The following is a 19,607-nucleotide window of genomic DNA, read 5'->3' on the forward strand; positions in this document are numbered from 1 at the left end:
ACGGTGTGGACCGTCGCACCGTACCGGGCACGGCTGCCCGGCCGGCCCGTCCGGGTACCAGCCTCCCGGATTCTGCCACCGCGGGCACGGGGCGACGGTCGGGCGGACCGCGCCGCGCCGCCGACCTGCAGACGGCCGGCCTGGTCGGGGCCGCCCGGCGACGCGACTCCCGGCCGGCCGTCACCCCGGATCCGCCGAGCGGACGGGTTCCTGCCGTTCGTCGGCGATCCGGCGCAGCGTCGTCACCTCGGCCCGCAGGTCCTGCAGCTCGGTCAGCAACCGTTCGACGTCGCCCTTGGTCGCCTCGGTCGAGCGCTCGCTCGTGGAGATCCGGTCGACGATCCAGGTCGCGAGGGATCCGGTGACGAAACCGATCAGCCCGATGCCGCCGATCATGAGACCGAGCGCGACCAGCCGTCCCGCCGTCGTGGTCGGATAGAAGTCGCCGTAGCCGACGGTCGTGATCGTGACGACGCCCCACCAGAGCGCCTCCGGATAGCTCTGGATGTTGCCGTCGGGGCTGCCCCGCTCGACATCGAGAATCGCCAGCGCGCCGACGGCGACCAGCAGCACGGTGGTGGCACCGACGTAGACGGCGAGCCGGCCCCGGGTCCATGCCTCCGCACGGCGGTTGAGGACCATGAGGGCTGTCACGAGGCGCAGCATCCGCAGCGGACGCAGCACGGGCAACGCCAGGACGGCCAGGTCGAAGAGGTGGGACCGGAAGAACCGCCAGCGGTCGGTGCTCAACACGAGGCGGACCAGATAGTCGATGCCGAAGAGTGCCCAGATGACCAGGTTGGTGATCTCACAGACGGCTGCCAGGGTCGGTGAGAGACCGGGCCGCAGGATCGGAACGGCGTACACCCCGATGAAGAGCACGGCCAGCACGGTCAGCGCTCCGGCCGTCCGCCGTTCCCACCGGTCGAGCTTGCTGTCGGAAGCAGAGGACATGACGGCCAGCATGCCCGATCGGCGCGACCCGGACCACGCCCGCCGGGCACTACGGGCGTCGCCGCCGTGCCGCCGGGACGGGACGGGCGTCGAAGTCGGCCCTGTGGTCGGCCGCCCACTCCCGGAAGCCGCGTGCCGGCGTCCCGGTCACCTCCTGCACGGTCCCGGTCACCGGCTCCGGCTCGGTGACCAGACCCGACCAGTACGCGAGCGACCCGTCGACGAGGCCGGCGTCTCCCCAGGCGGCGACGAGCTCCCGGCGGGCCTGCTCCACCGGGATCTCCACCCAGCGCACCGGCCGGCCCACCGCCTCGCCGATCAGGCGAACCTGTTCGGCCTGGGTCACCGTCGCCGGGCCGGTGAGCACGTATTTCCGTCCGGCATGTCCGTCCCCGGTGAGTGCCCGGACCGCCACCGCCGCGATGTCCCGCTCGTGGATCAGCGAGCGGGCGGCGTCGCCGTACACCCAGCGGACCGTTCCGGTGGTGCGGATCTGCTCCGCCCACTCCAGCGTGTTCGTGGCGAAGCCGCCGGCACGTAGGAAGGTCCAGGTGGACCCCGACCCCTCGACGAGTCGCTCGACCGCGCCCCAGACGCCGTTGCGGGACGCTTCCTGGTCGTCCCGGACGTTCATCGCGGAGAGGTAGACGACGTGTGCGCCGCCCGCGGTGAGGGCGTCGACCGCCGCCGGCGCCCCCTGCGGGTCGAAGGAGGGCCAGAGCAGGAACACGCCGTCGACTCCGGCCACGGCGCCGGTGAGACTCTCCGGGTTGCCGAGGTCGCCGCGTACCGCGAGCACGCCCTCGGGCAGATTGGCGTGGTCGGGATCCCGGACCAGTGCCCGGACTCCGGCGCCCGCCGCCAGGAGCCCGGCGACCACCTCCCGCCCCACCTTTCCGGTCGCTCCGGCGACCAGGATCGTCCGCCGCTCGCCCATCCCGGGTCTCCTCTCGTGACAACGGGGCCGACCGTCGGCCCGGCGGTCCCGGTCGGTACCGCCACCCCCAGGCTCGTACCTGGAGATGGCTTCAGGTCAAGACGCGTTCCGGAGAGTGACGCCGGTGCCCCGCGACCGGTCGCGTTTGCACGTGATCGGGCTGTGGGTATGAGGTGCGGCAACAGCCTGGCGGGCCCGGGCGGCATCGCTCGCGTCGACCGCCGGGCACCGCCGGGTCGGTCCGTCCACACCCCCGAGGAGGCTCTCATGCGTTACGGATCGGTAGGCGGCGTCATCGTGCTTCTCTGGCTGATCATCGGCGCCATCGCGGCCGGCCAGCGCGGCTATTTCGACCGGAGCAACGACAACTGCGCCGAGGTCGGCACCACGATCGTGACGGTGGTCGCCGGCCCGCTCAACTACGTCGGGCTGAACCCCGAGATCGAGTGTGACATCCCCGAGCCCTCGCAGTGACCCCTGCCGGTCCAGACCCGCACCCGGCGTAGTCCGAACAGACGCCCGGTACCTCTTGACCAGATGGTGTGACGGCTCCGGCGGCGCGGCCGCTCGCCGCGCCGCCGGAGCCCGCCACGGGCCAGGCCGGTCAGACGGCGGGGCCGGATCGGGCCGGCGGGTCGACACCGACGCAGGATGGTTCATGGCCCGACCCGAACCGACTCCGATCAGGCGCGGCCCCGGTGATCCGCGCACAGCCCTCGACCCGCTCCCCGGCCCGGTCTGGTACGCCGCGTACGGCTCCAACCTCGATGCCGCGCGGTTCGCCTGCTATCTCGGCGGCGGACGCCCGGTGGGCGGCTTCCGTGATCACCCCGGCTGCCGGGACAGCACCCCGCCCCGCACGGACCGGCCGGTCCTGCTGCCCGGCGGCCTCTACTTCGCCCTCGAGTCCCGGACCTGGTCCGGCGGCATGGCGTTCTACGATCCGGAGCTGCCCGGCAGCGTCGCGGCGCGGGCGTACCTCCTCTCCGCCGACCAGTTCGCCGACGTCGCGGCCCAGGAGATGCACCGGGTGCCGGGCGGCCCGCCGGACCTGATCGCCACGGCGGTAGCCAGCGGCCGGGCCAGCGCCGGCCCGGGGCGGTACGAAACGGTGGTCTGCGCCGGCATCCTGGACGGGCGACCCGTGCTCACCCTCACCGCACCGTGGCGGGCCGGCGACGTGCCTCCGAACCCGCCGGCGCCGGCGTATGTCGCGACCATCACCCGTGGCCTGCGCGACAGCCACGGCTGGACCGACGATCAGATTGCCCGCTACCTGGCCCGTTGCCACGGCGTCCCGCAGGCTCCGCCACCGGCGTGACGCCATGTCCGGGGCAAATGGCATAGATGACAGTCACTTGACTGCGGGTCCTGACATTTGTCATAGGTACCCGTGCGTGACGCACCACGAGGGATGACTTAACACACTAGTAACAGCCCGGACCCGACCAGGAGACTCGGATGCATCGATGAAAGCGCCACCCAGGGATCGCCCGAGGAGCCGCGACGATGGACGAGAGATACGACGCCTACTGCGCCGTCGACCCGCTCTTCTACGACGCTCTCGGCACCACCTCCGCCGCCGCCTCCGGATTCGCGATCGCCGACCGACCGGTGCCGGCCGGCTGGCAGCGTGAGCCGAGCGACGACTGGCTGGTCTACGGCCCCGAGGACGGCACGCTTCCCCAGCAGGGCTGGAAGATCCATGTCTCGGCCTGCCTGGACAACGCCGACCGGGTCCTGGAGGGCGTCTGGGACTACTGCGTGCCGCGCGGGATGTCCTTCAAGTTCCTGCGCGGCCCGCGGATGCTGCTCATGCGCAACTCGAAGTACGCCCGGCGCGGCTCCAGCGGCAAGTTCGTCACCGTCTACCCCCGGGACGAGGCCGAGCTCGAACTGGCCTGCAAGGAGCTCGCCGAACGGCTGAGCGGGGAGGCCGGGCCGTACATCCTCAGCGACCTGCGCTACGGCGCCGGCCCGGTCTACGTCCGGTACGGCGGCTTCGCGGCCCGGTACTGCGTCGGCGCGGACGGCCAGGTGGTGCCCGCCATCGAGGACGGCACCGGAACCCTGGTGCCGGACCGGCGGGACCCGGTCTTCCACGTGCCGGACTGGGTGGCACTGCCGGAGTTCCTCGGCCCGCATCTGGCCGCCCGGAACGCGACCACCACCACCGACCTGCCGTACCGGATCGAGCAGGTGATCCACTTCTCCAACGGCGGCGGCCTCTACCTCGGCCGGGACACCCGGACGGACGCCCGGGTCGTGTTGAAGGAGGCCCGCCCGCACGCCGGGCTCGACGCCACCGGCACGGACGCGATCAGCCGACTGCACCGCGAGGCCGAGATGCTCCGTCGGCTCGCCGACGTCCCGGGGGTCACCCGGGTGCACGACGAGTTCACCCTCGGTGACCATCACTTCCTCGCGCTGGAGTTCGTCGAGGGCAGGGCGCTCAACAAGGTACTCGTCGAGCGGTATCCGCTGGTCGACGCGGACGCGACCCCGGCCGAACTGGCCGACTACACGGACTGGGCGCTGCGCGTCCACGCACAGGTGCGGCGGACCGTCGAGGCGATCACCGCGCGCGGCATCGTCTACGGCGACCTCCACCTCTTCAACGTCATGGTCGGTCCCGACGACCGGGTCACCCTGATCGACTTCGAGGTCGCCGCCCCGGTCGCCGAGGCGACCCGGCCCGCACTGCGCAACCAGGCGTTCGCGGCGCCCCGCGACCGGACCGGTCCGGCCGTCGACCGCTACGCCCTGGCCTGTCTCCGGCTCGCCCTGTTCCTGCCGCTGACCCAGATTGTCCGGCTCGTCCCTGCCAAGGCCGGACACCTCGCCGACGTGATAGCGGGACACTTCCCGGTGCCGCGCGACTTCCTGGACGCGGCCGTCGCCGAGATCACCGGCGCGCCCGGAGCCGCCGGCACCGGCCACACCGTCGCACCCGGCACCGGCCACACCGTCGCTCCCGGCACCGGACAGCGCGTCGCCGGCACCGGCGACCGGCGACGCAGCGGCGTGGCCGAGGCGCTGCGCGGAGCCGACGACTTCGGCGCCGACACCTCCGCCGACCCCTCGGCCTGGCCGCGGCTGCGCGACCGCATCGCCGGCGCGATCGTCGCCAGTGCGACACCCGAGCGCGACGACCGGCTCTTTCCCGGCGACATCGAACAGTTCCGCACCGGGGGCCTCAACCTCGGGTACGGCGCGGCCGGCGTGTTGCACGCGCTGCGGACGACCGGAGCGGGCCGCTTCCCGGAGTACGAGGACTGGCTGGTCAAGCGGGCACTGCATGCCGAGTCCGGCACCCGCTGCGGCTTCTACGACGGGTTGCACGGAGTGGCGTACGCCCTCGAGCACCTCGGCCGGCGGCAGGACGCCCTCGACGTACTCGACATCTGCCTCGGAGAGCCCTGGGAAGAACTCGGCGAGGATCTGGTGAGTGGGCTCTCCGGCATAGCGCTCAACCTCGCCGAGATGGCCGGCCGGACCGGTGAACCGACGTTGCGGCAGGCTGCCTGGCGCGCCGCCGCACTGGTCGCCGACCGGTTGGCCGACGGCGCCGGTGCGCCGGCCGGAGGCGACACCGCCGGCCGCACCGGCGCCGGGCCGCAGGTCAGCGGCGGGTCGGAGATCAGCGGCGGGCGGCACCCCTACGCGGGACTGACCCGGGGGCGTACCGGCCCGGCCCTGATGTTCCTCCGGCTCTACGAGCAGAGTGGCGACACCGCGCTGCTGGACGGGGCCGAGCGGGCCCTCCGGCACGACCTGCGCCGGTGCGTCCTCCGACCGGACGGTGCGCTGGAGGTCAACGAGGGCTGGCGGACCATGCCGTACCTGGCGCACGGCAGTGTCGGCATCGGACTCGTGCTCGACCAGTACCTGCGGCACCGGCCGGACCCGGAACTCACCGAGTCGGCGAGGGCCGTCCGGCGGGCCGCGCGGGCCCCGTTCTATGCGCAGTCCGGCCTCTTCGCCGGACGGGCCGGCATCATCGCCTATCTCGCCACCCGCGCGGCCGACGGCGGCGGGGCGGGCGGGGCGGTCGGTGGCGGTGGTGCGGGGACCGACCGCGCCGACGACCGGGCCGAGCTGGACCGCCAGGTACGGCGGCTGGCCTGGCACGCGCTGCCGTACCGGGGCTTCCTCGCCTTTCCCGGCGAGCAACTGCTGCGGCTCTCCACGGACCTGGCCACCGGTAGCGCGGGCGTGCTGCTCGCCACCGGGATGGCCCGGCACGACGAGCCGGTGACGCTGCCCTTCCTCGCGCCGCTGACCGGCGCGACCAGACTCCCCTCGCTGCCGTGAGGGGCACACCGAACGACCGACAGATAGGAGGAGGTGAACGAACCATGGCGCTTCTGGACCTTCAGGGAATGGAGCTGACCGACCGCACCGGCGGCGGTGGCGGCACCGGCGGTAGCCGGGCGAGCCTGCTGCTCTGCGGCGACAGCTCGCTGTCCGTGACGACCTGCGACTGATCAGGTCGGCATCGGGGCCCTGGGTGGGCAGACGTCCCCACCCAGGGCAACCCGTGTCGGCAGGAGGGTGGGACCCGTGACCGCCGACGGCGACCGGCTGCTCCGGCAGGCGATCACGTACGGCGGCGGCTGGACCGCCGCCCTCGGCGCCGCCGCGCTGCTCGGCGCGGCGGCCGAACTGCTGTTACCGGCCGCCCTCGGACTCGCGGTGGACGCCGCGCTCGGCGAGGCGGACCGGCGGTGGCCGCTCGCCGCCTGCGGGCTGGTCGTGCTGATCGTCGCCACCGACACGGTGAGCAACCTGGCCAGCGGTGCCGGCACCGCCCGGACGACCGCCCGGCTGCGGCACCGGCTGCTGCGGCACTTCCTCGCGCTGGACCCGCGCCGCGCCGCGCACTACCCGGTGGGTGACCTGGTGGGCCGGCTGGCCGGTCAGGCCGCCGACTCCGGGCAGGCCGGCAGCACCGCCGTGATCGGGCTGACCGCCGTGCTCCCCCCGCTGGGCAGCGTGGTCGCACTCCTGCTGCTCGACTGGCGCCTCGCCGTCACCTTCGGCGCCGGACTGCTGCTGCTCGCCGCCGGACTGCGGGCCTTCCTCACCGACGCCTCCGCCGCGGCCGCCGGCTACCTCGGCGTACAGGGCCGGATCGCCGGGCGGCTGTCCGAGGCGTTGCACGGTGCGCGCACCATCGCCGCCGCCGGCACGGCTCGCGCCGAGATCGGCCGGGTACTGGCACCGCTGCCGCTGCTGCGGGCGCACGGCACCCGCACCTGGACCGCCCTGGCCAGCGCGTCGGGCCGGACCGCCGCCGTCGCACCGCTGCTGCAACTGGCGGTCGTCGCCGTCGGCGGCTGGTCGGTGGCCGAGGGCCGGCTCACTCCCGGGCAGCTCTTCGCCGCCGTGCAGTACGCCGCGCTCGGCGCCGGCCTCGGCAGCATCGTGGCCACCCTGAACCGGCTGGTCCGGACCCGGGCCGGGGCGCATCGGGTCGCCGCGGTGCTGGCCGAACCGCCCCGGGCGTACGGGACCGCGACCCTGCCCGCCGGTGCCGGCCGGCTGGTGCTCGCCGGGGTCACGGTGCACGGCGCCGACGGCCGGCCCGTGCTGGACCGCATCGACCTGCGGGTGCCGCCCGGTGCCACGGTCGCGGTGGTCGGCCCGTCCGGGTCCGGAAAGTCGACCCTGGCCGCGGTCGCCGGACGGCTCCGTGATCCCGACGCCGGTGACGTGTTCATGGACGGGATGCCGCTGCGCCGGCTGAGCCCCACCGCCCTTCGGCACGCCGTCGGATACGGCTTCGAGCGGCCGGTGCTGGTCGGCGAGACGATCGCGGAGGCGATCACGCTGGGCTCGGCGGAGGACGCCGGGGAGATCGACACCTCCGACGGACGGTCCGATGCCGAGCGGTCCGATGCCGAGCGGCCCGGTAGGGGGCGGCTTGCCGGGCTGACCCGGGCGGCCGCGATCGACGATTTCGTGGAGCGGCTGCCGGACGGCTACCGCAGCCGGCTCGACGAGACGCCGATGTCCGGCGGCGAGGCGCAACGGCTGGGGCTGGCCCGGGCCCTGCGCGCCCACCGGTTGCTGATCCTCGACGACGCCACGTCCAGCCTGGACACCGCCACCGAGCACCGGATCGCGGAGGCGGTCGCCGCACACCCGGACGCACGTACCCGGCTGGTGGTGACGCACCGGGTGCGGACCGCCGCCGGAGCCGACCTGGTCGCCTGGCTGGAGGCCGGCCGGCTGCGCGGCTTCGGCCCGCACCGGGAGCTGTGGCGGGACCCGGACTACCGAGCCGTCTTCTCCGGCTCGGCAGCGTCCCACCCCGAGTCGGCAGACCTGCCGGCAGCATCCCACCCCGAGCCGGCAGAATCCCACCCCGAGCCTGCGGCCCGATGAAGAACGTCGTCCGGTTCACCGCCGCCGCGCTGCGTCGCCGGCACCGCCCGCTCGGCCGGCTCGCCGGCTGGTCGGCCGCCGAGGCGCTGCCGGCGCTGCTCGCCGGTCACCTGACCGCCCGCGCCGTGGACGAGGGGTTCCTGGCCGGGCGACCGGGCGTCGGGCTGGCCTGGCTGGGCGTACTGGCCGGCGCGGTCGGGATCGGCGCATTCGGCACCCGCCGGGCGTACGCCTGCCTCGGCGACGTCGTCGAGCCGTTCCGGGATGAGCTGGCGGAGCGCGTCGTCACCGGGGCGCTGCTCCGGTCGACCGGCGCCGGGGCCCGGCCGGAGACCTCGGCGGTGGCCCGGCTGACCCATCAGGTGGAGATCGTCCGGGACACCTTCGCCGGACTGGTGATGGTGGTACGCGGGTTCCTGTTCACGGCCGGAGCGGCTCTGCTCGGGCTCTCCTCGCTGACCCCGGTCGTCGCGGCAGTGGTCGCCGTACCGCTGCTCGCCGGGCTGGTGCTCTTCGCCGCCGCACTGCCGACGATGGCCGGCCGGCAGCGCGACTACGTACGCGCCGACGAAAGGCTCGGCGAGGCGGCCGGCGCCGCGTTCGCCGGCCACCGCGACGTGGTGGCCTGCGGAGCGCAGGAGTTCGTCGCCGAGCGGGTGGGCCGGCAGGTGGACCGGCAGGCCGGCGCCGAACGTGCGCTGGCCCGGATGGCGGCGCTACGCAGCCTGAGTCTCGCGGTCGGTGGCTGGCTGCCGCTCGCCGTCCTGCTGCTGGCCGCACCGTGGCTGGTCCGGCGCGGGCTCACCGCCGGTGCGGTGCTCGGCGCCCTGGTCTACGTCGCCACCGGGCTCCAGCCCGCGCTGCACGCGCTGGTGCAGGGCGTGGCCAGCGGCGGGCTCCGGTTTGCCGTGACCCTGGACCGCATCCTCACCGCCACGGCACCGCCGGGCGCCGGGACGGCAGCACCGGCCGCTCCGGGCGCCGGAACGGCACGGCGCGGTGTCGAGCCGGTGCCGCTCGGCGCCGTCCCGGTCACGGGCGACGGAACGGCAGAGCCGGTGCCCCGGGCCGAGGTGCGCGGCCTCACCTTCCGGTACGGTGCCCGGGCCCGCCCGGTCCTCGACGGCTTCGACCTCACCCTGACCGAGGGAGCTCACCTGGCGGTGGTGGGGCCGAGCGGCGCCGGCAAGTCCACCCTGGCCGGACTCCTGGCCGGGCTGCTCCGACCGGAGGCCGGCACGGTGCGGCTCGGCGGGGTGCCGGTCGCCGGGGCAGACCCGGCGGTCCTGGCCCGGCACCGGGTACTCATCCCCCAGGAGGCGTACGTCTTCGCCGGCACGCTCCTGGACAACCTGCGTTACCTCCGCCCCGACGCGCCACACGGTCAGGTGGAGGCCGCGGTGGACGTCCTCGGCCTGCGACCACTGGTACGCCGGCTCGGCGGGCTGGCGGCGACCGTGGACCCGCCGACGCTCTCCGCCGGTGAACGGCAGCTCGTCGCGGCGGTGCGGGCGTACCTCTCCCCCGCGCCGCTGGCGATCCTGGACGAGGCGACCTGTCATCTGGACCCGGTGGCCGAGGAGACGGTCGAACGGGCCTTCGCCGCCCGCCCCGGCGCGCTGGTGGTGATCGCCCACCGGATCAGCTCGGCGCTGCGCGCCCGGCACGTCCTGATCCTCGACGGCGGACGCCCGATGCGCGGCCGGCACGACGAGGTGCTGGCCCGCTCGGCGACCTACCGGGAGCTGGTCGGGCACTGGCAGGGCCAGCCGGCGGCCTGAAACGCCACCGGGGGCGGCGTCTCCGGGTTTCCGGCATGTCCGCCACGGTCACGTCGATATAGAGTTTTCTCGATGCGATCCATGCACGTCCTCGGCCTCAGCGCGCTGTCGCACGACGCGTCGGCATGCGTGGTACGGGGCGACGAGATCCTCTTCGCCGGCCACGCGGAACGCTACTCACGCCGGAAGAACGATCCCGACCTCTCCCCCGGCCTGATCGCCGAGGCGCTCGCCTTCGGCCGCCCGGACCTGATCGCCTGGTACGAGCGCCCGCTGCGGAAGAAGCTGCGGCACGTCCGGGCCGGCCAGTTCCGGCACGCCGTGACAACCTCCGACCTACCCCACCGCTACCTGGCCCGGCTCGGCCTGCCGGAGCTGCGCGGCGTGCCGATCCGGTACGTCGGTCACCACCATTCGCACGCCGCCGCAGGGCACCTCACCAGCGGCGAGCGGCACACCGCCGTCCTCACCGCCGACGCGATCGGCGAGTTCGAGACACTGACCCTGGGCGAGTTCCGGGACGGGGCCTACCGGATCTTCACCCGCTGCCGCTACCCGCACAGCCTCGGGCTGCTCTACAGCGCCTTCACCCGGCGCTGCGGATTCAAGCCGAACGAGGAGGAGTTCATCGTGATGGGGCTGGCCGCCCTCGGCCGCCCCCGGTACGTCGCACAGATCAGGGCCGACCTGATCGAGCCCACCCCGCCCACCTTCCGGCTCCGCCGCAACGTGCACCGGGGCATCGGCGACTGGCAGCCCCGGGCCGATCCGGCGGACCTGGCCGCGAGCATCCAGGTGGTGACCGAGGAGATCCTGCTCGGGGCGGCGCGCTGGCTGCGTGACCGGGTCGACGCGGCGACACTGACCGTGATGGGCGGATTGGGCCTCAACTGCGTCGCCAACGAGTTGCTGGCCCGCCACAGCGGCTTCGACCGGATAACCCTGCTACCGAACCCGGGCGACGCCGGGTCGAGCCTCGGCGCGGCGGCTGCCGTCCTCGGTCACCAGCTCACCTGGACCGGGCCGTACCTGGGCACCCCGATCGAGGGTGCCTACCCGGTCGCCGAGCTGGCCGAGGCGCTGGCCGCCGGCGCGGTGGTCGGGGTGGCCCGGGGACGCGCCGAGTTCGGTCCCCGGGCGCTGGGCAACCGCTCGCTGCTGGCCGATCCCCGCGGCCCGGAGAGCCGGGACCGGGTCAACCGGGTGAAGGGACGGGAGCCGTTCCGCCCCTTCGCCCCGGTGGTCCGACAGGAGGTCGCCGGCCGCTATTTCGACATGCCGGTGGAGGCGTCGCCGTACATGCAGTTCACCGCCAGGTGCCGGGATCCGCGGGCGTTTCCCGGCGTCGTCCACGTGGACGGGACGTCCCGGGTACAGACCGTGACCCGGCGGCAGCATCCGGGCCTGTACGACCTGCTCGGCGAGTACGAGCGGAGGACCGGCTGCCCGGTCCTGCTCAACACGAGCCTCAACCTCAAGGGTGAGCCCCTGGTCAACGACGCCACCGACGCCCGCCGGTTCAGCAGCCGCACCGGCGTGCCGGTGCTGTGACCCGCGCCGGTCAGGGCCGGGCGGCCGGCGGACGGACCCTCCGCACACGGACCCTCCGCACCACCCGTGAAATCCGACCCCCGTCAGATCCAACCCCTCTCCCGGGCGATCCGGATCGCCTCGATCCGGGTACGGGCGCCGGTCTTGCCGGCGATCCGGGACAGGTGGTTGCGCACGGTGCCGGCGGACAACGACAGCTTGCTGGCGATCTCCACCACCGGCCATCCCTCGGCGGCGATCTCCAACACCTCCACCTCCCGCTCGGTGAGCGGGTTCTCCCTACTGAGCGCCGCAGCCACCAGATCCGCGTCGACCACGGAGCCACCGCGGGCGAGCCGACGGACCGCGTCGACCACCCGTTCCGGGGCGACGTCACTGCCGAGGAACCCGAGGCGTTGGCAGTGGGCACGCAGTGCGTTTCCGAGCATCCGGGGTCGGCGCGGATCGACCAGTACCAGGACCGGTGGTGGTTCGGACGGCGCGATCCCCCCGGAAAGCGCCGCCGCCCCGAAGAGCTTGACGTCCGTGACGGCCACGTCGGGGCGCTGCATCCGCAGCGCCGCGCCGATGTCCTCGGCCCGGTCCACCTCCGCGACGACCTCGATGTCCTTCTGGGTGGTGAGCACGAAGGCCAGGGCCCCGCGGATGAGGGCACCGTTCAGCGCGAGCAGCGTTCGGATCACGTTCCCCCCTGCTACATGTCATCACTAGATCACCCCGCGTAAACATTCAAACATGGGCACGTCGAGTACGCCCGTTGGAGCGACCGGGACGCCGGCGCGGGTCGCGCGCCGACCCCTCCCGCACCGGCCGCCGGGTCCACATCTGCCGCGGGCTGCGGAAGCGCGGACCCGGGACGGTTCTCAGATCCATCCCGCCCGCTGGGCCTCGCGGACCGCCTCCAGCCGGTTGCGCGTCCCGGTCTTGCGCATGATCGCCGAGAGATGGTTACGCACCGTTCCGTGTGCCAGGAAGAGCCGGCGGGCGATCTCCTTCAGCGGCAGGCCCTCGGCGGCGACCCGCAGCACCTCCAACTCCCGACTGGTGAGCGGGCTCTCCGGCGGCTTCAGCGCGGCGACGGCGGCGCCCGGATCGAAGACCCGCTCGCCGAACGCCACGGCCCGGACCAGGCGGGCCAGTTCCGCGGGTGGCAGGTTCTTGTCGACGAAGCCCCGGGCACCGGCCCGGATCGCCCCTTGCAGCGCCTCCGGCGTGAGCTGCGTGCTCAGCGCCAGGACCAAGCTGTCCGGTGCCTCCACCCCCAACCGCGTCACCACGTCCAGCATGTCGGCGCCGGGAAGCTCCATGTCGACCACGACCACGTCCGGACGTCGTCGCCGGGAGACCGCCACCAGCTCTCCGGGGTCGTGGAGGTCCGCCACCACGTCCAGGTCCTCCTCACTCGACAACACAGCTCGCAACGCTCCCCGTAACAAACCCATCTCCTCCACGATCACAATGCGGATCACGAGGTCACTCCGATCTCGGTACACAGACTCAGCGACTGCCTCGGCGTCCGGACGGACCTGCCGTCCGGTTCCGATCACGAGCACGACTGGCTAGGGCACGCCGGCCAGGCCCGGGTACCTCGACGGGTACGGTGGGCCGTCATGCGCCGACGGGAGGTGCCACCGGGCAGACCCGGACCGGGCCTACCAGGGTGGTGACGGAGTGCGACCTTCAGATGCGGCCGCCGGAGGCGGTCAGCCGGGCAAGGCTGGTACGCCGGGCGTCCGGCCCGCAGGGGCGACGTCCTCGTACGGGGCGAGCGACGGGGCTCGGGTGGGCGGCTGCCAGCCGACCGTGACCGGCAGCGCGACGGCCTGTCCGCCGCCGGACGCCGCCGGACCGGCCCGGTTGGTGCCGGCTCCGGTGTCGAAGGGCGGGTGGGGAGCGGACGTCGGCCCCGACGGCTCGCTCCGGAGGGTCACGCGGGCCGCGGCCCGACCACCGCCCACAGGGCTGACGGCATCCGGTGCGAACGACTGCGCTGACGACGCGGAGAGCCCGGGTGGCGGCCCGGCGGAGACGGACGGTGGCGCCGCGGTCTGGCCGAGTGGTGGCGACGGCGCCATCGGTGGCCCCGTGGCGGCGGGTCTGACGGCCGCTACGACCGGCGGCGACACGAGCACTCGCAGCGAGGGCTCGTCGCCGTGCGGTGCGTCGGCGACCTCGCCGACCTCGCCGACGACGTCCGGCACGGCCCTCACCAGACCCGGCACCCCGTCGACCAGCGGTGGGCCGGTCCCGACGACCGCGGGGACCGCTCCGACGACCGCCGGCACAGCGCCCACCACCGCCGGCACGGTGCCCACCAGGTCTGGTAGTCCGCCCCGATGCGGTGCCGGCGCGGAAGCGCGCTGCTCGGACCCGGACCCGGGCGCCGGACGGCCCCCTGCCGGATGCGAGGAGTCGTCGCCCTCGGAACCGGCCCTCCCGCGGGCAGGCTCAGGACGATCCGCCGCGCGGGCACGCTCGGGACGCTCCGCGACACGGGCACGCTCGGGACGCTCCGCGACACGGGCACGCTCGGAGTGAGCCGCCGTACGGGCGCGCTCGGAGTCACCCGCCGCACCGGCACGTGCCGGACCGGACGTCGCCCGCCGCCGCTCCGGCGTCGCTTTCCGAGCCGGCGGTGTCGCCTTTTGAGCCGCCGGTGTCGCCTTTTGAGCCGCCGGTGTCGCCTTTTGAGCCGCCGGTGTCGCCTTTTGAGCCGCCGGTGTCGCTTTTTGAGTCAACTGAACGTGACCGTCGACCACTTCGGACAAGTCCGGCACATCCGACTTCAGCAACGAGCCGAGCGGTGGCCGGCTCGCAGGTGCGGTACCGCGGTCGGCGAGTGCCGGGCCGTCCAACGTCGCGAGCAGAAGGTAACCGAGCAGCGCACCGCCACCGAGCAGGACCAGTCTGGCCAGCAGCCGGGCGACTCGCGGCCCGGCGGCTCGCGGTCGGATCGCGGCCGGCACGCGGCGGACCGCTGGCAGCACGACCATGTCCCGACGGCACTCCTCAGTAGGCGGACAGAGACGAAAGCGTAACGCAGTGTCTATCACGGCGCACCCTCGCACAGCGGCGCCGGCTCGCGGGCCACACCCGGAGTGCGGGTTCATTCACGCCGCCGTGCGGGCGGAGCGTCACCGGGCGGTCCGGTCCGGGCGCCGACGGACCGTCGTGGAGGGGCCGGAGCGTGACTATCGTGGGGCGCATGGTCGTACCCCGCCCGTCCGGACTGCCGATCGTGCAGTTCCGGAGCCGGACCGGGAGCATCGATCTCGGCTGGGGCCATCCACATCCGGCTGCCCTCCCCGTCGAGGGCTGGGCGGACGCGAGCCATGCGGCACTCCGCCGCTACGGCGGTGCCGCACTGACCTACGGCCACGCCACCGGCCCGGGGCCGCTGATCGAGTGGCTGTGCGAGCGGCTGGGCGAGGTCGACGGCGCGGCACCCGAACCCGGTCAGGTCTTCGTCACCGCGGGCGCGTCGCACGCGCTCGACCTGGTCTCCGCCGTCCTCTGCCGGCCGGGCGACGTCGTACTGGTCGACGCCCCCACCTACCATCTCGCGCTGCGGATCATCGCCGACCACCGCGTCGACACCGTCGCCGCCCCCGCAGACGAGGAGGGGATCGATCCGGACGCCACCGCGGAGCTGCTCGCCCGCCTCGCCCGGCAGGGGCGCCGGGTGGCGATGCTCTACCTGGTGCCGACGTTCAACAACCCGACCGGGCGCTCCCTGCCCGCCGGGCGCCGGGCCGCGCTGCTGGCGGTGGCCGCCAGGGCCGGCGTACCGGTGGTGGAGGACGACACCTACCGGGAACTCGCCTACCCGGCTCCGGCGCCGGCCTCGCTTTTCAGCGCCGCCGAGCCGGGCACGGTGGTCCGGATCGGATCGTTCGCCAAGAGCGTCGCGCCCGGACTGCGGCTCGGCTGGCTCACCGCCGCCCTGCCGATCGTCGATGCGGTGGCCGCCCGCGGCTATGTGGACAGCGGTGGCGGGGTCAACCATGCCAACGCGCTGATCCTGGCCGAGTTCGCGGCGCTCGGCTGGTACCGGCGGCACGTCGAGGCGATCCGGAGCCGCTACCGCCGGCAGCGCGACGCCCTGGTCGCCGCGGTGCGCGACGAACTGCCCCAGGCCCGGTTCGCCGTGCCGGACGGCGGCTGGTTCCTCTGGCTGCGGCTGCCGCACCCGTACGCCGGCACCGAACTCCTGCCGCACGCGGAGGCCGCCGGCGTCTGCTACGTACCCGGCCGGCAATTCTTCGTGACCGACACCGGGCACCGCTATCTGCGGCTGTCGTACTCGATGTGCGATCCGGAGACGCTTACCGAAGGGGTACGCCGGCTGGCCGGGGCGTACCGGGCGGCGGGCCTGCCGGTCGGGTCGACCACCGGGCCGGTGGGCGATCCGGCGCCCGGCTGACGGCGGACGCACCGCCCGGGCGGACGCACCGCCCGGCAACGGACCGACCAACCGGCAACGACCGACCGGCGGGCAACGGACCGACCGGGCAACGGGCAGATCGACCGACCGGCGGGCGGATCGACCGGCGGGCAACGGACCGAGCAACGGACCGACCGACTGGCGGGCAGATCGACCGACCGGCGGGCGGATCGACCGGCGGGCGGTGGGGTCAGGGCCGGCGGCTGGTCCCGGTCAGGCGACGCAGCGCGGGTCCCACCGTCCATCTCGCCATCCCGGCCAGGTCACGGGCGTGTTCGAGAACGTCGGGCCGGGCCGCACCCCTGGCGACGGCGCGGTCCAGGTCGTGGCCGCAGCGCACCAGCACGGTGTCGAAGTCCCGCCGCACCGGTTCGAGCGACTCGTAGCCGAACGCCCGGTACTGGCGGGCGAAGAGTGCCCGGTACGCCCGCACCGCCCCGCCCAGCCCGGACGCCTGGGCCATCGGATCCCGGTGCCGGTCGCGGACGTACGCCGGCAGTTGGTCGGCGTGGGCGTGCCGGAGGATCCAGCTCCGCCGGTCGCCCCGCAGCTTCAGCCCGGCCGGCAGCCGCATCGCCAGCTCGACGAGGGCGAGGTCCAGGAACGGCAGCCGGGCCTCCACCCCGTGGCCCAGGCCGGTCCGGTCCAGCCGCTGGAGGCTGGTCCGGCACAGGTTGCGGATCCGGTGCCGGAAGAGCCGGTCGACGGCCTCCCGGCCGACCTGCGCCGACTCCGGCCCACCGCCGAAGAGGTCGTCGGCGCCGTCACCGGTGAGCACGACCCGGACTCCCAGGTCACGGACCCGCCGGAACAGCGGCACCGAGACCACCGCGTCGATCAGGTCGGCGTACTCGGTGAGCTCGGAGATCCGGATGGCCGCCCGGACGTCGTCGAGCCGGACGTCCCGGGGTTGCACCTCGATCACCTCGTGGTGGATCCCGAGGTCGGCGGCGAGCCGGCGGGCGTACCTCGTGTCCTCGCTCTCCGGGGTGCCGATGGTGAACGCCACGCAGTCGTGGTGCAGCTCCCGCACGTGCAGCAGGGTGAGGGTGCTGGCCAGCCCGCCGGAGAGCAGCACCCCGACGCTGAGGTCGGTGTCGACCCGGACCCGGATGCTGTCCCGGAGCGCCTCGCGGACCAGCGTCGCCGCCTCCTCGGGGTCGCGGATCGGCACCTGCCCGCTGCCGAGCCGGGCCAGGTCCAGGTACGGCACCAGGTCGGGACCCGTGGTGGCGTCGGCCCAGCCGTGCTGCCCGGGCGGCAGCTCCGTGATCGGCGCACCGACCGGCACCAACGCCTTGACCTCGGAGGCGATGTGCAGCCGGCGCAGGTGGCGCGACCAGTAGAGCGGCCGCACCCCGAGTGGGTCGCGGGCGAGGTAGAGCCGGTCGGTGAAGGTGTCGACGATGGCGAAGGCGAACTCGCCGCGCAGCCGGGTGACCGCCTCCGGTCCCCAGGCCAGGAATGCCTCCAGCACCACCTCGGTGTCGCTCTCGGTGCGCAGCGGCCGGCCGAGCCGGTCGAGTTCGGCGGCGAGTTCCCGGTGGTTGAAGATCTCGCCGTTGTAGCAGAGCAGCCAGCGCCCGTCGGCGGAGCACCACGGCTGCACCGCACGCTCCCGGTCGACGATCCGCAGCCGCTGCACGCCGGCGAGCAGGTCGGGGCCGATCCGGGTCTCCGCCAGGTCGCCGCGCGGGGTGAGCTCCGCCATCATCCGGTGGAACGTGCGGCGGTCGGCGCCGGAACCGAGGACAAGGACGATGCCGGACATGCCACTCAGCCTCCCAGTGCGGTCAGGAAGTCACGGCGCAGCCGGTTGGCGGCGCGCGGACTGACGCAGACGTGCCAGCGCCGGCCCTTGTCGATCACGTTCACGTCGCCCCGGCCCTGCCGCTCGACACCGTGGGACGGGGGTGCTGACCGGTCGGCCGGCTCGTCGAGCCGACGTTTCCGGCGACATCCTGGCTGGGCATCTGCGGCCTTCCGGCTCGGGCGTGATCCCGTTCAACGCCGCCGGTTTTGACCGTAACACCCGCTAAGAGCGGGAGATGGGGATTGCCGCCGAGCGCGCCGACCGGGTGGCTGGAGTGCCGACCCCCGGTGGCCCGTGACGTGATCCGAACATCGATCGATGTCTTGTAACGTTTTAGGCCACCCATTGACGAACATAGATCAAACTCTTAACGTACTCGACAAGCTTCTCGCACTCACCAACCGCTCACTCCGATCCGCGTACGGGCGCGGGCGCGCTGGCCCCGGGAGGTTTCGCGCATTATGATGAAACGTTTCAGGATGCTGGTCGCCGGCACCACCGTGCTCGCCTGCCTCGGCGTACTGCTCGCCGGCTGCGGCGACGACTCCGAGTCCGGCCCGGCCACCCTCCGGTACTCCTGGTGGGGCAATGCCGAACGGGCCGACCTGATGAAACAGGCGATCGCGCTCTTCGAGTCGAAGCACCCGGACGTCACGGTCACGCCGAGCTTCCAGGAGTACGAGGCGTACTGGCAGAAGATGGCGACCGAGACGGCCGGCGGCAACGCCCCGGACGTCCTCCAGATGGACTTCTCCTACCTGCGCGAGTACGCCGACCGGGGTGTCCTCTACGACCTGAAGAAGCAGACCGGGGCGAACCTGATCCTCGACGACCTCCTCGCCGGCTTCCAGGGCGCGGGCGAGGTCGACGGCGCGCTGTACGGCGTACCGGTCGGCGGAAACACCTGGAGCATGTACTACAACCCGGCGATCTTCGCGAGGGCCGGCGTGCCGACCCCGGCCGCCGGCTGGTCCTGGCAGGACTACCGGGACACCATGGCCAGGATCACCGAGGCGACCGAGAGCTACGGCGGCGGCAACTACACCGGCATCATCTACAACCTGGAGGTACGGCTGCGCCAGCAGGGCGGGCAGCTCTTCACCCCGGACGGCAGGCTCGGCTTCACCAGGGAGCAACTGCACGCCTTCTGGACCGAGGGCCAGGAGCTGATCAGGGCCGGCGTGGTGCTGCCGGTCGACAAGGCGGTGCAGATCAAGCCCCGGTCCGGCTTCGCCGACGACCTGATCGCCTCCGAACTCGGCTGGGACAACTTCCTCGTCCGGTACGCGGCAGAGGTCACCACCCCGTTGAAGCTGGCCCCGGTGCCGACCGACAACCCGGGGCAGCTCGGCCAGTACCTCAAGCCCGCCATGCTGCTCAGCGCGTCGAGCCGGACGGAGCACCCCGAGGAGGCGGCGAAACTCATCTCGTTCCTGATCAACGATCCGGAGGCGGGCCGGATCTTCGGCGCCAACCGGGGCCTGCCGGCGACCAACGCCCAGCGCGCCGCCGCGCACCTCGAGGGCCCGCTGGCCGAGGTCGCCGCCTACGAGCAGAGCATCGCCGACCAGTTGACCAAGGCTCCGCCGGCACCGCCGAAGGGTGCCGGCAGCGTGGAGGCGACCTTCATCCGGATCAGCGAGGAGCTCCACTACGGCCGGATCTCCGTCGACCGGGCGGTGGACCAGTTCTTCGCCGACGCGGAACAGAAGCTCGGGTCCTGACCGGCCCGCGCCG

At 73.6% G+C, this 19,607-nt stretch carries 15 protein-coding genes; 9 read left to right on the forward strand and 6 right to left on the reverse strand.

Going from position 1 to position 19,607, the window contains the following annotated elements; all coding sequences use genetic code 11:
• Nucleotides 1–180: 180 nt before the first annotated feature.
• Nucleotides 181–954 (reverse strand): potassium channel family protein, encoded by a 774-nt coding sequence (locus ACN27G_RS13500; protein WP_421493152.1) that lies wholly within the window; start codon nucleotides 952–954, stop codon nucleotides 181–183.
• 49 nt (nucleotides 955–1,003) lie between these two features.
• Nucleotides 1,004–1,891 carry an NAD(P)H-binding protein gene (locus ACN27G_RS13505; protein ID WP_421493153.1) on the reverse strand — a complete coding sequence of 296 codons (888 nt, stop codon included), beginning with the start codon at nucleotides 1,889–1,891 and terminating at the stop codon, nucleotides 1,004–1,006.
• A gap of 267 nt (nucleotides 1,892–2,158) precedes the next feature.
• Here ACN27G_RS13505 and ACN27G_RS13510 point away from each other — a divergent pair, with 267 nt between their 5' ends.
• The 7 genes from ACN27G_RS13510 to ACN27G_RS13540 all read left to right on the forward strand — a co-directional run bounded on the left by ACN27G_RS13510 (nucleotide 2,159) and on the right by ACN27G_RS13540 (nucleotide 11,613).
• Nucleotides 2,159–2,365: a hypothetical protein gene (locus tag ACN27G_RS13510; protein WP_421493154.1), complete on the forward strand. Its 207-nt coding sequence runs from the start codon at nucleotides 2,159–2,161 to the stop codon at nucleotides 2,363–2,365.
• Between the two features lie 184 nt (nucleotides 2,366–2,549).
• Nucleotides 2,550–3,212 (forward strand): histone deacetylase, encoded by a 663-nt coding sequence (locus tag ACN27G_RS13515; RefSeq protein ID WP_421493155.1) that lies wholly within the window; start codon nucleotides 2,550–2,552, stop codon nucleotides 3,210–3,212.
• A 188-nt stretch (nucleotides 3,213–3,400) separates the two neighbouring features.
• Nucleotides 3,401–6,205 (forward strand): class III lanthionine synthetase LanKC, encoded by a 2,805-nt coding sequence (lanKC, locus tag ACN27G_RS13520; protein ID WP_421493156.1) that lies wholly within the window; start codon nucleotides 3,401–3,403, stop codon nucleotides 6,203–6,205.
• 44 nt (nucleotides 6,206–6,249) lie between these two features.
• The gene (locus ACN27G_RS13525; protein WP_421493157.1) at nucleotides 6,250–6,378 is read left to right on the forward strand and encodes a SapB/AmfS family lanthipeptide; all 129 of its coding nucleotides are present in this window, start codon (nucleotides 6,250–6,252) and stop codon (nucleotides 6,376–6,378) included.
• 76 nt (nucleotides 6,379–6,454) lie between these two features.
• Nucleotides 6,455–8,281 (forward strand): ABC transporter ATP-binding protein, encoded by a 1,827-nt coding sequence (locus ACN27G_RS13530; protein ID WP_421493158.1) that lies wholly within the window; start codon nucleotides 6,455–6,457, stop codon nucleotides 8,279–8,281.
• On the forward strand, nucleotides 8,278–10,062 hold the full coding sequence (locus tag ACN27G_RS13535; protein ID WP_421493159.1) for an ATP-binding cassette domain-containing protein: 1,785 nt from the start codon (nucleotides 8,278–8,280) through the stop codon (nucleotides 10,060–10,062). The genes ACN27G_RS13530 and ACN27G_RS13535 overlap by 4 nt, the downstream gene beginning before the upstream one ends.
• Nucleotides 10,063–10,134: 72 nt before the next feature.
• Complete coding sequence (locus tag ACN27G_RS13540; protein WP_421493160.1) at nucleotides 10,135–11,613, forward strand: carbamoyltransferase C-terminal domain-containing protein; 1,479 nt, start codon at nucleotides 10,135–10,137, stop codon at nucleotides 11,611–11,613.
• Nucleotides 11,614–11,696: 83 nt separating this feature from the next.
• On the opposite strand, the gene ACN27G_RS13545 is transcribed toward ACN27G_RS13540, so the two are convergent.
• The 3 genes from ACN27G_RS13545 to ACN27G_RS13555 form a co-directional block, all read right to left on the reverse strand.
• Nucleotides 11,697–12,296 carry a response regulator transcription factor gene (locus ACN27G_RS13545; protein ID WP_421493161.1) on the reverse strand — a complete coding sequence of 200 codons (600 nt, stop codon included), beginning with the start codon at nucleotides 12,294–12,296 and terminating at the stop codon, nucleotides 11,697–11,699.
• Nucleotides 12,297–12,476: 180 nt separating this feature from the next.
• Complete coding sequence (locus ACN27G_RS13550) at nucleotides 12,477–13,106, reverse strand: LuxR C-terminal-related transcriptional regulator (protein ID WP_421493162.1); 630 nt, start codon at nucleotides 13,104–13,106, stop codon at nucleotides 12,477–12,479.
• Between the two features lie 210 nt (nucleotides 13,107–13,316).
• Nucleotides 13,317–13,910 carry a hypothetical protein gene (locus tag ACN27G_RS13555; RefSeq protein WP_421493163.1) on the reverse strand — a complete coding sequence of 198 codons (594 nt, stop codon included), beginning with the start codon at nucleotides 13,908–13,910 and terminating at the stop codon, nucleotides 13,317–13,319.
• Between the two features lie 908 nt (nucleotides 13,911–14,818).
• Between ACN27G_RS13555 and ACN27G_RS13560 the strand changes: the two genes are divergently transcribed.
• Nucleotides 14,819–16,036: a PLP-dependent aminotransferase family protein gene (locus ACN27G_RS13560; protein WP_421493164.1), complete on the forward strand. Its 1,218-nt coding sequence runs from the start codon at nucleotides 14,819–14,821 to the stop codon at nucleotides 16,034–16,036.
• Between the two features lie 211 nt (nucleotides 16,037–16,247).
• Here ACN27G_RS13560 and ACN27G_RS13565 read toward each other — a convergent pair whose 3' ends face one another.
• The gene (locus ACN27G_RS13565; RefSeq protein ID WP_421493165.1) at nucleotides 16,248–17,828 is read right to left on the reverse strand and encodes an asparagine synthetase B family protein; all 1,581 of its coding nucleotides are present in this window, start codon (nucleotides 17,826–17,828) and stop codon (nucleotides 16,248–16,250) included.
• A gap of 506 nt (nucleotides 17,829–18,334) precedes the next feature.
• Between ACN27G_RS13565 and ACN27G_RS13570 the strand changes: the two genes are divergently transcribed.
• Nucleotides 18,335–19,594: an ABC transporter substrate-binding protein gene (locus ACN27G_RS13570; RefSeq protein WP_421493166.1), complete on the forward strand. Its 1,260-nt coding sequence runs from the start codon at nucleotides 18,335–18,337 to the stop codon at nucleotides 19,592–19,594.
• The last annotated feature ends 13 nt before the right edge of the window (nucleotides 19,595–19,607 follow it).

This window comes from Plantactinospora sp. WMMB334 (genome assembly GCF_049179095.1).
Classification (GTDB): domain Bacteria; phylum Actinomycetota; class Actinomycetes; order Mycobacteriales; family Micromonosporaceae; genus Plantactinospora.

Excerpts from the sequence above, each read along its gene's own strand:
- lanKC (WP_421493156.1), top strand. The coding sequence starts at position 3,401 with ATGGACGAGAGATACGACGCCTACTGCGCCGTCGACCCGCTCTTCTAC.
- ACN27G_RS13500 (WP_421493152.1), bottom strand. The coding sequence starts at position 954 with ATGTCCTCTGCTTCCGACAGCAAGCTCGACCGGTGGGAACGGCGGACG.
- ACN27G_RS13570 (WP_421493166.1), top strand. The coding sequence starts at position 18,335 with ATGAAACGTTTCAGGATGCTGGTCGCCGGCACCACCGTGCTCGCCTGC.
- ACN27G_RS13510 (WP_421493154.1), top strand. The coding sequence starts at position 2,159 with ATGCGTTACGGATCGGTAGGCGGCGTCATCGTGCTTCTCTGGCTGATC.
- ACN27G_RS13505 (WP_421493153.1), bottom strand. The coding sequence starts at position 1,891 with ATGGGCGAGCGGCGGACGATCCTGGTCGCCGGAGCGACCGGAAAGGTG.
- ACN27G_RS13560 (WP_421493164.1), top strand. The coding sequence starts at position 14,819 with ATGGTCGTACCCCGCCCGTCCGGACTGCCGATCGTGCAGTTCCGGAGC.
- ACN27G_RS13540 (WP_421493160.1), top strand. The coding sequence starts at position 10,135 with ATGCGATCCATGCACGTCCTCGGCCTCAGCGCGCTGTCGCACGACGCG.
- ACN27G_RS13525 (WP_421493157.1), top strand. The coding sequence starts at position 6,250 with ATGGCGCTTCTGGACCTTCAGGGAATGGAGCTGACCGACCGCACCGGC.
- ACN27G_RS13515 (WP_421493155.1), top strand. The coding sequence starts at position 2,550 with ATGGCCCGACCCGAACCGACTCCGATCAGGCGCGGCCCCGGTGATCCG.
- ACN27G_RS13565 (WP_421493165.1), bottom strand. The coding sequence starts at position 17,828 with ATGTCCGGCATCGTCCTTGTCCTCGGTTCCGGCGCCGACCGCCGCACG.
- ACN27G_RS13535 (WP_421493159.1), top strand. The coding sequence starts at position 8,278 with ATGAAGAACGTCGTCCGGTTCACCGCCGCCGCGCTGCGTCGCCGGCAC.